Origin of the sequence: Pseudomonas sp. GW531-T4 (genome assembly GCF_017349615.1) — a bacterium.
In the GTDB taxonomy this organism is placed as follows: domain Bacteria; phylum Pseudomonadota; class Gammaproteobacteria; order Pseudomonadales; family Pseudomonadaceae; genus Aquipseudomonas; species Aquipseudomonas chlororaphis_I.
Genome location: NZ_JACMZT010000008.1, coordinates 38,863 through 51,206, shown reverse-complemented (window position 1 = coordinate 51,206; position 12,344 = coordinate 38,863). Strand labels below are relative to the sequence as shown.

The 12,344-nt window shown below is 64.0% G+C and carries 10 protein-coding genes; 2 read left to right on the top strand and 8 right to left on the bottom strand.

Annotated elements, in window-relative coordinates:
- The first annotated feature begins 80 nt into the window (after window positions 1-80).
- The gene (locus J4D28_RS08410) at window positions 81-923 is read left to right on the top strand and encodes a TIGR02285 family protein (protein ID WP_009047153.1); all 843 of its coding nucleotides are present in this window, start codon (window positions 81-83) and stop codon (window positions 921-923) included.
- A gap of 167 nt (window positions 924-1,090) precedes the next feature.
- Here J4D28_RS08410 and J4D28_RS08405 read toward each other — a convergent pair whose 3' ends face one another.
- Both J4D28_RS08405 and J4D28_RS08400 read right to left on the bottom strand, forming a co-directional pair.
- Window positions 1,091-1,375, bottom strand: a complete 285-nt coding sequence (locus tag J4D28_RS08405) for a DUF3509 domain-containing protein (protein ID WP_016702741.1) — start codon at window positions 1,373-1,375, stop codon at window positions 1,091-1,093.
- Window positions 1,376-1,564: 189 nt separating this feature from the next.
- Complete coding sequence (locus J4D28_RS08400) at window positions 1,565-1,747, bottom strand: hypothetical protein (RefSeq protein WP_124301179.1); 183 nt, start codon at window positions 1,745-1,747, stop codon at window positions 1,565-1,567.
- A 104-nt stretch (window positions 1,748-1,851) separates the two neighbouring features.
- On the opposite strand from J4D28_RS08400, the gene J4D28_RS08395 reads away from it, so the two are divergent.
- A complete protein-coding gene (locus J4D28_RS08395) occupies window positions 1,852-2,514 on the top strand; it encodes a response regulator transcription factor (RefSeq protein ID WP_038630679.1) in 663 nt (220 codons plus the stop codon).
- 8 nt (window positions 2,515-2,522) lie between these two features.
- Here the strand turns inward: J4D28_RS08395 and J4D28_RS08390 are convergent, their stop codons facing one another.
- From J4D28_RS08390 to xerD, 6 genes are all read right to left on the bottom strand, one after another.
- A complete protein-coding gene (locus tag J4D28_RS08390; RefSeq protein ID WP_103330505.1) occupies window positions 2,523-3,767 on the bottom strand; it encodes an EAL domain-containing protein in 1,245 nt (414 codons plus the stop codon).
- Between the two features lie 90 nt (window positions 3,768-3,857).
- Entirely contained in the window at window positions 3,858-7,433 is a 3,576-nt protein-coding gene (locus tag J4D28_RS08385) for an ATP-binding protein (RefSeq protein ID WP_103330507.1), read from the bottom strand.
- Window positions 7,434-7,587: 154 nt separating this feature from the next.
- Window positions 7,588-8,997, bottom strand: coding sequence for a threonine synthase (gene thrC, locus J4D28_RS08380; protein ID WP_016702738.1), 1,410 nt, complete (start codon window positions 8,995-8,997; stop codon window positions 7,588-7,590).
- 62 nt (window positions 8,998-9,059) lie between these two features.
- Window positions 9,060-10,364: a homoserine dehydrogenase gene (locus tag J4D28_RS08375; RefSeq protein WP_009047147.1), complete on the bottom strand. Its 1,305-nt coding sequence runs from the start codon at window positions 10,362-10,364 to the stop codon at window positions 9,060-9,062.
- A 131-nt stretch (window positions 10,365-10,495) separates the two neighbouring features.
- Window positions 10,496-11,227 (bottom strand): thioredoxin fold domain-containing protein, encoded by a 732-nt coding sequence (locus J4D28_RS08370; RefSeq protein WP_009047146.1) that lies wholly within the window; start codon window positions 11,225-11,227, stop codon window positions 10,496-10,498.
- Window positions 11,228-11,415: 188 nt separating this feature from the next.
- A complete protein-coding gene (gene xerD / locus J4D28_RS08365) occupies window positions 11,416-12,312 on the bottom strand; it encodes a site-specific tyrosine recombinase XerD (protein WP_009047145.1) in 897 nt (298 codons plus the stop codon).
- Window positions 12,313-12,344 lie beyond the last annotated feature (32 nt).

Here is a 12,344-nt window from a genome sequence, read left to right as displayed (position 1 = left end):
GAGTTTTACCGACAAGGATCAGCAGCCTGATGAACCCATGCAGTGGCGGGCGAATGATTCGCGGGATAGGTGTGTTTTGTATGTTGCTGGCACTCGGCACCTGGCCCCAGGTCAGCCAGGCCAGGAACACCTTGATCTGGGTCCTGCGCGACCTGCCGCCAACGACGATTTTCGAAGGCCCGCAAAAAGGCCGCGGGGTGATCGACCAGGCCTTGCCTGTGCTGATGGCCAGCCTGCCGGAGTACGACCACCAGATCGTGCACGTCAACCGCGCCCGGGGCATGCAGATGCTCCGGGAGCAACCCTTCGTCTGCGATCCGGCGCTGATGTTCAACCTGCAGCGGGCACAGTGGATCGCGTTTTCCATCACCAGTTTTCGCGTGTTCAGCAACGGCCTGGCGGTGCGTCGCAAAGACCGTGATGGCGTGCAGCCGTTTATCCACGACGGCCAGATCGACTTGCGTGCACTCCTGGCCAGCGCCCCGCACAACGTTGGCGTGGTGGCCGAGCGCAGTTATGGCGAGCAGATCGACAGCCTGCTCGCACAGGCGCCGCCCGGAGCCCTGATGGCCCACTACGGCAACAGCGCCATCGGCAACCTGCTGCAGATGCAAAGGCACGGACGCCTCAAAGCCCTGATCGGCTACCAGCCGGAAATTCGTTTCCAGGCGCAACAGCAAGGGATCGATCCGAACGAGCTGGAGTTCTACCCGATCCAGGGCATGCCCAAGTATCAATCGGTGAACGTCGGCTGTTCGAACACAGCGCAGGGCCGCCAGGCGGTGGAGCGTATCAACCGGGCGTTGCTCGAACTGCGCCCGGACACCTTGCTGGAGCTTTATGCCCAGTGGCTGGAACCGTCGCTGCGCGAGCAATACCGCAGCGATGCCCTGGCGTTTTTCCACGACGCGCCGCAGCGCTAAAAAATCCGGGCAAAAAGAAACCCCGAGCAGTGGGGAGACGACTCGGGGTTAAACGTGGTCTGCAAGCAGACCCGTGCAACAAGCGACAAGCACCGGAGCACAATGCTCGATCCTGTTGCCAAGGGTCTGACTGATGGGCTGAAGCGAAGGTTCCCGAAAATTTCCAATCAGCGTGCGCTGTCGAACGCCTTCTCCTGGGCCACATTACGCAAGGCCGCGATGACACAGGGTTCCAGGCGACCTTCGGCGATCAATACGTCGCGATGCAGGCCGTCGACGACATCGGTCAACTGGCGCTTGTCGGTCAACTGGACCTGGTTGAACTCACGCTCGACCACGATGGCCCCCAAGGCATTCTTCAGGGTCACCAGGCATTCCCCTTGCGCGCGCGGGGTCAGAGTTACCTGATACGGGCTCAAAGCTTCACCCAACAATAGGCTGATACTTTCCATCTCGATCACCACTCAATAGCTGGAATTAAGGCTCGAATACACCAATGCCGGTAGCTTTCTGGCATTCAAGTGACCACCGCCCAGAGAAGAAAGTTCGCAACCGCTGGCGGTTGCCGACCTGAGTTGATCCAGCATGCCCGCAAAACATGACAGATAAAAAACAGCCCGTATCAGACTAGAATCGGCACTTCAAACCAGAAACGAACGCGACGGTGCCGGCTGATCGATCAGCGCCTCGACCTTCTTGTAGCGCGATACCGCCTGTTGGCAGGAGTAGCGCCGAGGGTCGATCCGGACCGGCATCGCAACCTGCTCCCGGGGCGGATTTTCAGGCCTTGCGCAGGTCTTTCTGGCAGGTGGGGTTGTGGCCATGGGGGCCCTCTCCTCAAGCGGTTGGCAAAGCCCGGCGGCGCAGCGATGACGGTTGCCCGGCTGCTGGGCCTGGCCAAAATGCTGCCTTCTCACCGGAGCGAGTCTTGAATCAAACACTCAATAAAAAACTGCGGATCGTCCTGGCCGACGATCACCCGATTTTCCTCATCGGCCTGCGGGCGGTGCTGGAGCGCGACGACAACCTGGAGATCGTCGGCGAAGCCAGCTCCCCGACCGCCCTCGGCGAACTGCTGCAAAGCTGTCCCTGCGAAGTCCTGGTCACCGACTTCATGATGCCGGGAGAGCAGCAGAACGACGGCCTGCGCCTGATCGAGCAACTGCGCCGGCATCACCCCGAGCTGCCGATCGTGGTGGTGACCATGCTCAACAACGCCGGGCTGTTCCGCTCGATTCTCGACCTGGGCGTCATGGGCCTGCTGAGCAAGGCCAGCCTGGCCGATGAGCTGCCGGCGGCGATCAGCCATGTGCGTCGCAACAAGGTGTTCGTCGCCCAGGCCATCCAGCAACTCCTCAGCCTGGCGGGCGAGGTCGGGCCGGATCGCCTGCTGTCCGGGGAACAGCTGTCGCCCCGCGAACTCGAAGTGATCCGCCTGCTGGCGGCCGGGCTGACGGTCGGGGAAATCGCCGCCAAGCTCAGCCGCAGCAAAAAGACCGTCAGCACCCAGAAGGTCAGCGCGATGCGCAAGCTCGGCCTGTCCAGCGCCGCGGCGTTGTACATCTACGTGCAGGAACACGGGCTGGCCTGAACGCAGGCTCAGCCCATCTCTTCGCCGAGGTCGGCCCTCACGCGCCGGGCGATCCACTGACGCACGGCGACCGCGCTCATGGGTTCGGCGATGAAGCAGCCTTGCAGGCGCGCCTGCCCCAGCCGTTTGGCCGCCTCGTAGTCGGCGGCGCTCTCGATACCGGCCAGCACCAACCCCAGCGACATGCGCCGGGCCATGCTCATGGCGCCGGCCACCACCGCCGACTTGCGCTCATCGGCCGCCAGCCCACAGACAAAGGCCGGCGGGATCTTCAGCTCGGTGAACGGCAACTCCAGCAGGCGCTGCAGGCTGGTGCCACCGGTGCCGAAGTCGCCAATCGACAGCTTGCAACCGATCATGCGCAGGCGCAGCAGGGCCTCGACATGGGCGGTGTCGGTTTGCAGCTCGGTGGTCTCGACGATTTCCAGGGTCAGCAGGCGTGCCGGTACTTCAAAACGGCGCAGCAGGGCTTCCAGCTGGCGCGCGAAGTTCGGCAGTTCCAGCATGCCCACCGGGATGTTCACCGAGATCGCCAGCGAACGGCCCATGACCAGGCGCACCCCGGCCGACAGCTGCATGGCCTGCTCCAGCATGAGCCAGGTGAAGGCTTCTTCCAGCCCGGCGAACTCGATCACCGGGAGGAACTCGGCGGGCAGCATCAGGCCATGCTCCGGATGCTGCCAGCGGGCCAGCGCCTCGACGCCCTGGACCTCGCCGTCCTGGCTGACCACCGGCTGAAAGTGCGCGACCCCATGGCGCAGTACCGCCGCCCGCCCTTCCTCGGCAGTCGGCACTTCAGGCTGGAATACATCCAGCGCCAGGGTTTCGCGCACCTGGGCCAGCGACAAGGCTTGCGGGCCCGGCTCGAAACATTGCTGGTACAGGCTCAGCAGTTCATTGACCAGGGTCACCGAAGCCGGCTTGGGCAGGCAGCCCAGCACATTCAGGCCCTGCTGCCGGGCCATGGCCGCGGCGCCTTCGCGGACATCCGCTTGCGCGTCGCTGAGAATGATCAGCGCCTTCGCCCGCTGTTGCTCCGCCAGGTAACGAATCAGCTCCAGGCCGTCGGCCTGCTCCAGGTACAGATCGCAGATGGCGATGTCCACCGGCCCCTTGCTGTCCAGGGATTGCCGGGCGGCGGCAACGCTTTCGGCGTTCAACACGTTGAACACGCCGTTGGCGTTGAGCATCTGGTGCAGGGCCATCAACTGGAACGAATTGTCTTCAAGAACGAGCACTTTCAACGAGTGCATGCAACGACCTCCGATACGGCGAGAGCGGCGAGAATCCGCAGCGGGCCGGTACGTTAATCGCAGAGGGCAGGTCGCCCCATAAGACAAGTCTTAATCGCTACCCAGGTGCGGCTCGATATCGCTGCGCAAGCAACCGATGGCTTCCTTAAGACGCAGCCAGTGCTCCGCCAGCACCGCCGTCGAGCGGGCCCGGGCAACGCCCTCCAGGTCGATGCAGACCTGGGCCAGCGGCAGTGCATCGATCAGGCAGCAGACCCCTTTGAGGCGGTGGGTGGACGCGCCGATACGCGCCCAGTCCTGCTCCAGCACCGCCGACTCGAGGGCCACCTGCTCCTGCCCCAGGTTGCTCCACAGCTCGCGCAGCATGCGTTGCAGGATCGGCTCGTCGGCCTGGGTCATGCTGCGCAGGGTCTGGATATCAAAGGATGGCGGCGGCAAGAAACGCGCAAGCATCTGCGCCAGCCGGTCCAGGGTCACCGGCTTGACCAGCAGCTCGTCCATGCCGGCCTGCTCGCAGCGCTGCTGTTCATCCTCGAAGGCATTGGCGGTGCAGCCGATCAGCGGGCAGGCGTCGCGCCCTTCCCGGGCCTCGATCTCACGTATCGCTTCGCTCAGCTGATAACCGCTCATGCCCGGCATGTGGCAATCGGTCATCACCAGGTCGAACGCCTCGCCCTGCCAGCGCGCCAACGCCGCCTCGGCGCTGTCGAGCGCCACCACCTTGTGCCCGAGGAACATCAGTTGCTGGCTGAGCACCATGCGATTGGCCCGCACGTCATCGACCACCAGCACCGACATGCGACGGCTCTGCGGACGCTCGCTGGTCACCTGGGGCGACTGGCTGAAAGCCTCGACCACTTGCTCCGGATAGAGCTCGAGGGTCACGCGGGTCCCCGCGCCGGGTTGGCTTTGCAGCAGAATGCGGCCGCCCATCAGCTCCACCAGCTGCTTGCAGATGCTCAGGCCCAGGCCGGTTCCGCCCTGCTCCGGCGTCGTCTGCACATGGGCCTGAATGAACGGATCGAACAGGCTCGCCTGTTTCTCCGGGCTGATGCCTGGCCCGGTGTCGGCCACGCTGATGCACAGGCGATCGGCGCCATGTTCATCGGCCTGGCGCTCGACGGATACCCGCACCTCGCCGACCTGGGTGAACTTCAGGGCATTGCTCAGCAGGTTGTGCAGCACCTGGCGCAGGCGCAATGGATCGAGCCAGTAGAAGCCGTCCGCCGCCTTGTCGAAGGCCAGCGTCAGGTGCAGCCCCTTGTTGCGCGCGGTGACCTCGAACAATTGCTGTATGTCTTCGAAGAGGCCTCGCAGGGCCACGGTCTGTGGCGCCAGCTGCATGTGCCCGGCCTCGATCTTGGCCAGGTCGAGGTTGTCGCCCATCAGGCCGACCAACTCCTGCGCCGACTGATAGGCCACGCGCAAGGCATCGGAAAACGGCATGCCGCGCAGGCGCGCCTGTTCCTTTTCCAGCTCCAGCAAACCGATGATCGCGTTCATCGGCGTGCGAATCTCATGGCTCAGGGTCGAGAGAAAGGCGCTCTTGGCGTAGTTCGCCTGATCCGCGGCGCGACGCGCCTCCAGCAGCTCTTCCTCGAGGCGCTTGCGCTCGGTGATGTCGATCCAGCCCCCCAGCAGCCCCTGCAACTCGCCCTGGGCGCTGTAGAACGGCACCGTCCATTGATAGACCTGCACCGGGCCGTTCCTGGATTCGATCTGCCGGTCGACGAACACCGACTCCTGCGACTCCAGCTGCTCCAGGAACTCGCGGTGCAGCTGCCGGGCCGTGGCCTCGGGCAACACATCCAGCTCGGTCAGGCACAGCCCCTTGATCTGTTCCAGGCGCATGCCGGTCTGGGTTTCGTAGCTTTTGTTGCAGGTGATCAGGCGTCCGGCCAGGTCGCGGACGAAGATCGGGTTGGGGATGCCGTCGAGCAAGGCGCGCTTGAACGCCAGCTGGTCGTTGAGCCGTTGCTCGGCTTGCAGGCGTTGGCGGATCTGCCCCTTGAGCCGGGTGTTCCAGGCCAGGGACAGCAGGCCGAACAGGATCGCAGTAAAGGTGACCCAGTAGATCCACGCTGGCACTCGCTGCCACATCGGCACCGGCACCGGCGTCACCCCCAGCCATTTCAGGCGGATGGCGCTGAGCTCGGCCACCGGGAAGGCTTCCAGGGCCTTGTTCAGGATACTCAGCAGCTCGGGCTGGTCCCGGCGCACCGACAATTCGTCGGCCGACCACTTGCCCTCGACGCTGCGGCCGATGCGCAGGCCGTTCGCCGGGTAGCCCTGCACCTCGACTTCGTTCTGGATGGTCGCGTCGGCCTCGCCGCTGGCCACCAGGGCCCGCGCCTCCAGGTAGGTGTCGACCAGACGCAGGTGGACCTTCGGGTAGTTCTGCCGGACGTAGCTCTCCAGCGCATGCTTGGCCGGAAGCGCCAGGACCTTGCCGGCCAATTGGTTGAAGGTATTGAGCTGGATGTCGTCGGCGCGCACCACGAACACCCAGGCCGAACCGCCAAAGGCATGGGTGAAGTCGAGGAAGCCGCAGCGCTCATCGTTGGCCGACAGCGTGGTGTTCATCTGCGCCCGGCCCTTGAGCAGCAGATCCAGGGTGTGGGCCGTGGAGAAGGTTTCCTCCTGGACGAATTGCAGCCCGGTCATCCTCGAGATGCGGTTGAGCAGGTCGATATTCAGCCCGGCCCACTGGCCGTCCTTATCCTTGAACACGTAGGGCGGAAACTGCTGGGACGCCACTACCACATGCTGATGCTCGAGCAGCCAGGCGCGCTCCTGCTTGCTCAGCTTGATCCGCTCGTCGCCAGTGCTGGCACCCAGCCCGGTGGTCCAGCGGGCCAGGATCTCCCGCCGCGTGGAGTCGTCGATGCTTTGCAGCGCCTGTTCGATCAGGCGGCCGAGCAGCGGGTCGGTCTGGCGCGTGGCGAAGGCAAAGCCGATCGGCGGCAGCCGGCTTTCGGTGCGGACCTGCAACCCCAGGTAAGGGCGCAGCGCCTTGTAGGCTCGGACGATCACTTCATTGCCGATAAAGGCATCGACATCCCCCTGTTTCAGGGCTTCCAGGCCGCTGTACAGATTGGGCGAAAGAATGATCTGGCTGTGGGGATAGGCCGCATGGGCAATCTTGGCGTCCGCATAGCCCTCCAGCAGCACCACTTTCTTGCCAGCCAGGTCTTCGGGAATTTCCGCCTCGTCCCGGCGCACCACCACGACCGCGCGGTCGGGCATGTAGTCACTGGAGAAATGCAGCCCCGCGGCGCCACGCTCATAACCGTTGGCGCTGGTCAGGATATCGATCGCCCCCGTGCGCAGCGCCTCGACCGCCTGTTCGCGCTCGGAGAACCCCAGGACTTCCAGGGACACGCCCAGGCGTTCGCCGACCAGGCTCAGGTAATCGGCGCTGATGCCCTGGTAACGGTTGCGGTCGCGGGTGATGTCGATCGGCTGGTAGTCGTCGATCGAAATGCCCACCTTCAAGGTGCCACGGCCCGCCAGCCATTGCCGTTCGGCCGAAGCCAGGGTGAGCGGTTGCAGCTGGACGAAGGCCGGCACCAGCTTGAAGGGCAGGTTCTGCGCCGCCATCAGGCACGGGGCCAGGGACAGCATCGCCAAAACCATCAATGTGCGGAAAACCGGGCGCAGCAACATAAGCATCCTGTGAGTGATCCTCGACGCGGCGTCGCCCTGTCCTTGTGCCCTGTCCTTGAGCTCGATCCTTAAAGACGCGTCGCGATAAACAGCCTGTGTATAAAAAGACAAGGCCCGTCAGAGACGGGCCTTGTTGACGATCGATGTCACTCGATCAGAGCGGTTTGCCGCGATTGCCATGCTGGCTGACGAAGGCCTGGACGGCCTTCAGGTCGTTGGCCAGGACGGTGCAACGCTCTTCGCGCTGGAACAGGTCGGACAGGTGCGCCGGCAATTCCAGGGCCTTGCCGATCCCGGCCTTTTCCACCGCTTCCGGGAATTTCACCGGATGCGCGGTGCCCAGCACCACCATCGGGATATCCAGGCTGCGACGGCACTCACGGGCGGCCTTCACGCCGATCGCGGTGTGCGGGTCGAGCACTTCGCCGGTCTGGGCGAAGACTTCGGCGATGGTCTCGCAGGTCTGGGCGTCATCCACGGCCAGGGAATCGAACAGCTTGCGCGCTTCGGTCCAGCGCTCCTGCTCGACGCTGAAACCGCCACCTTGCTTGAAGGAGTCCATCAGCGCGGCCAGCGCGGCACCGTTGCGACCGTGCAGGTCGAACAGCAGGCGCTCGAAGTTCGACGAGACCATGATGTCCATCGACGGCGACAGGGTGGCGTGCAGGGTTTCCTTGACGTACTGGTTGCCGCTCATGAAGCGGTGCAGGATGTCGTTGCGGTTGGTGGCGACGATCAATTGGTTGATCGGCAGGCCCATGTTGCGGGCCAGGTAACCGGCGAAGATATCGCCGAAGTTGCCGGTCGGTACCGAGAACGCCACCGAACGCGCCGGGCCGCCCAGCTGCAGGGCCGCGTGGAAGTAGTAGACGATCTGGGCCATGATCCGCGCCCAGTTGATCGAGTTCACCGCCACTAGGCGAGTGCCCTTGAGGAAGCCCTGGTCGGCGAAGCTGGCCTTGACCATTTCCTGGCAGTCGTCGAAGTTGCCTTCGATGGCGATGTTGTGGATGTTCTCGCCGAAGATGGTGGTCATCTGCCGGCGCTGCACTTCGGACACACGGTTGTGCGGGTGCAGGATGAAGATATCGACGTTGTCGCAACGCTTGCAGCCTTCGATGGCGGCCGAACCGGTATCGCCGGAAGTGGCGCCGATGATCACCACGCGCTCGCCGCGCTTCTCCAGCACGTAGTCCAGCAGGCGACCCAGCAGTTGCAGGGCGAAGTCCTTGAACGCCAGGGTCGGGCCGTGGAACAGCTCCAGGACCCACTCGTTGCCGTTCAGCTGGCGCAGCGGGGCAATGGCGTTGTGGGAAAAGGCACCGTAGGTTTCCTCGAGGATTTTCTTGAAGTCGGCATCCGGAATGCTGCCGGTGACGAACGGGCGCATCACCCGGAAAGCCAGCTCGTGGTATGGCAGGCCGGCCCAGGAAGCGATTTCCTCCTGGGTGAAACGTGGCAGGTTTTCCGGTACGTACAGGCCGCCGTCGCTCGCCAGGCCGGCCAGCAGGACGTCTTCGAAATTCAGGGCCGGTGCCTGGCCGCGGGTGCTGATGTAACGCATGACTGGCTCCTCTAAAAAGAGTTCTCAAGCGGGAGCCGCCGGGGCTCCCGCAACGAAGCGGATTAGTTCAGGTGCTCGACGCGGATCCGTACGACCGGACCGACTACGCCCTGCAGGGCTTCCAGCGCGGTGATCGCGTCGTTGATGCGCTGTTCCACCACCCGGTGGGTCAGCAGGATCATCGGCACCAGGCCGTCGTGTTCTTCGACCTCTTTCTGCATGATCGACTCGATGTTGATGCCGCGCTCGGACAGGATGCTCGCCACCTGGGCCAGTACGCCCGGGTGATCCTTGGCCTGGATCCGCAGGTAGTAGGCGCTTTCGCAGGCCTCGATCGGCAGGATCGGGTGGGCCGACAGCGAGTCCGGCTGGAAGGCCAGGTGCGGCACGCGGTTCTCCGGGTCGCTGGTCATGGCGCGAACCACGTCCACCAGGTCGGCGATCACCGACGAAGCGGTCGGCTCCATGCCGGCGCCGGCGCCGTAGTACAGGGTGGAGCCGACGGCGTCGCCGTTGACCATCACCGCGTTGAACACGCCATTGACGTTGGCGATCAGGCGATCGGCCGGGATCAGCGTCGGGTGCACGCGCAGCTCGATGCCGGCATCGGTGCGGCGGGCCACGCCCAGGTGCTTGATGCGATAGCCCAGGGCCTCGGCGTAGTTCACGTCGGCGGTGGTCAGCTTGGTGATGCCTTCGGTGTAGGCCTTGTCGAACTGCAGCGGGATACCAAAGGCGATGGACGCCAGGATGGTCAGCTTGTGCGCCGCGTCGATGCCTTCGACGTCGAAGGTCGGGTCGGCTTCGGCGTAACCCAGGGCCTGGGCCTCGACCAGCACGTCTTCGAAGGTGCGACCCTTCTCGCGCATTTCGGTGAGGATGAAGTTGCCAGTGCCGTTGATGATCCCGGCCACCCAGTTGATGCGGTTGGCCGCCAGGCCTTCGCGGATCGCCTTGATGACTGGAATACCACCCGCCACGGCGGCTTCGAACGCCACGATCACCCCCTTCTCACGGGCCTTGGCGAAAATTTCGTTACCGTGTACGGCGATAAGCGCCTTGTTGGCGGTGACCACATGTTTACCATGCTCGATGGCCTTGAGTACCAGCTCGCGGGCAACGGTATAGCCGCCCATCAGCTCTATGACGATGTCGATCTCAGGGTTCGTGGCCACTTCGAACACATCGTTGGTAATCGCAATACCGGTCGTCTGGAACTGAGGCTTTGGCGTGCGCATGGCAATTTGTGCCACTTCGATTCCACGCCCGGCACGACGAGCAATTTCCTCGGCGTTACGCTGAAGTACATTGAAGGTACCGCCACCGACGGTACCCAGCCCACAGATGCCCACTTTGACCGGATTCACTCTGAACTCCCCATGAAACGGCCGACACTAGGTCGGCCGTGGAAAACAGCCGCAAACCACACGGCTCTCTATTAATGACGCGTCGGCCACAACCGCCGCGCCATGATCGTCAAAGGCTCGACGACGCAGGATTATTTCGCGCCCAGCGCCAGTTTGGCGACTTGTGGCGCAGGCTGGTAGCCCGGAATCACTTGGCCGTCGGCCAAAACGATGGCCGGCGTGCCGTTCACACCGATCGACTGGCCCAGGGCGAACTGCTTGGAAACCGGGTTGGCGCACTTGGCGGCCTTGATTTCCTTGCCATCGACCATCTTGTCCATGGCCGCTTTCTTGTCGGCCGAGCACCAGACCGCCTGCAATTGCTCGTCACCCGGCGAACCCAGGCCCTGGCGCGGGAAGGCGACGTAACGCACTTCCACGCCCATCTTGTTCAGCTCAGGCACTTCGGCGTGCAGCTTGTGGCAGTACGGGCAGGTGGTGTCGGTGAAGACGGTGATGTGGGTCTTGGTTTCGCCGATGGCCGGGTAGACCACGGTTTCAGCGACCGGAATGGCGTTGATCAGCTTGGCCACGCCCAGGCGCTCGGTCTTTTCGGTCAGGTTGACCGGCTTGCCGTCCTTGAGCTGGAACAGGTAGCCCTGCATCACGAACTGGCCGTCGGCGCTGGCGTACAGCACGCGGCTGCCCTTGAGCTTGACTTCATAGACACCGGGCAGCGGACTGGCGCTGATGCTTTCTACCGGGACTTCGAGCTGCAGGCCCTGAAGGCTTTTACGAATCGCTTTTTCGGCGGCGTCATCGGCCATAACAAAGGTACTGGCCAACGCAATGGCTGCGGCGGCGATCATCTGGGTCACGCGCATTGGGAACTCCTGAAGGCGGACAAATGGGACGGTCAGAACGCCCGTACTGGAACACCGGGTCATAACGGCCCACTTTGCAAACCGGCAAAGCCTACCACATAAGGCCCGCCTGGCGGGCTCCCGCTGAGCCAAGCCGGTCACTTGCCGATCAGCGCGGAGCCGCTTCCGGGGCGTGACCGATGCCTCACTCAACCGCGGGGATGGTGCTTGGCGTGCAGATCCTGCAGACGAGCCCGGGCGACATGGGTGTAGATCTGGGTGGTCGACAGGTCGCTGTGGCCGAGCAGCATCTGCACCACCCGCAGGTCGGCGCCGTGGTTGAGCAGATGGGTGGCGAAGGCGTGCCGCAAGGTATGGGGCGACAGCGACTTGCCGATCCCGGCGACCCTGGCCTGATGCTTGATCCGGTGCCAGAAGGTCTGCCGGGTCATCTGCTCGCCGCGCTGGCTGGGGAACAGCACATCGCTGGGCCGCCCGCCGAGCAGCTCGCCCCGGGCATCGCGCATGTAGCGCTCGACCCAGACAATCGCTTCCTCGCCCATCGGCACCAGGCGCTCCTTGCTGCCCTTGCCCATCACCCGCAGCACGCCTTGGCGCAGGTTGACCTGCTCCAGGGTCAGGCTGATCAGCTCGGTGACCCGCAGGCCACAGGCATACAGGACTTCAAGCATGGCGCGGTCGCGCTGGCCGATGGCCTCGCTGAGGTCGGGAGCGGCCAGCAGGGCTTCGACATCGGCCTCCGACAGGGACTTGGGCAACGGCCGCCCCAACTGCGGCATGTCGACTTGCAGCGTGGGGTCCACGGCGATCAGCTTTTCCCGCAGCAGGTAACGATAGAAGCCACGCACCCCGGAGAGAAAACGCGCGGTAGAACGCGGCTTGTAGGCTTGTTCCACTCGCCAGGCGAGGTGGTCGAGAATCAGCTCGCGGCCGGCATTCACCAGTTCCAGCCCCTTTTCCTGCAGCCAGCCGTTGAACAGCGCCAGGTCGCTGCGATACGCCTCGCGGGTGTTGTCCGAGAGGCCCTTTTCCAGCCATAGCGCATCGAGGAAGCGGTCTATCAGGGGATGGTCGATGGCGGGCATAAATACTCGAAAGGCGCGGGCTTGAGGCCAGG

Bases quoted from the DNA above. Each gene is read 5' to 3' on its own strand.
- J4D28_RS08410 (WP_009047153.1), top strand. From the start codon at position 81: ATGTTGCTGGCACTCGGCACCTGGCCCCAGGTCAGCCAGGCCAGGAAC.
- J4D28_RS08405 (WP_016702741.1), bottom strand. From the start codon at position 1,375: ATGGAAAGTATCAGCCTATTGTTGGGTGAAGCTTTGAGCCCGTATCAG.
- J4D28_RS08400 (WP_124301179.1), bottom strand. From the start codon at position 1,747: ATGGCCACAACCCCACCTGCCAGAAAGACCTGCGCAAGGCCTGAAAAT.
- J4D28_RS08390 (WP_103330505.1), bottom strand. From the start codon at position 3,767: ATGCACTCGTTGAAAGTGCTCGTTCTTGAAGACAATTCGTTCCAGTTG.
- J4D28_RS08385 (WP_103330507.1), bottom strand. From the start codon at position 7,433: ATGTTGCTGCGCCCGGTTTTCCGCACATTGATGGTTTTGGCGATGCTG.
- thrC (WP_016702738.1), bottom strand. From the start codon at position 8,997: ATGCGTTACATCAGCACCCGCGGCCAGGCACCGGCCCTGAATTTCGAA.
- J4D28_RS08370 (WP_009047146.1), bottom strand. From the start codon at position 11,227: ATGCGCGTGACCCAGATGATCGCCGCCGCAGCCATTGCGTTGGCCAGT.
- xerD (WP_009047145.1), bottom strand. From the start codon at position 12,312: ATGCCCGCCATCGACCATCCCCTGATAGACCGCTTCCTCGATGCGCTA.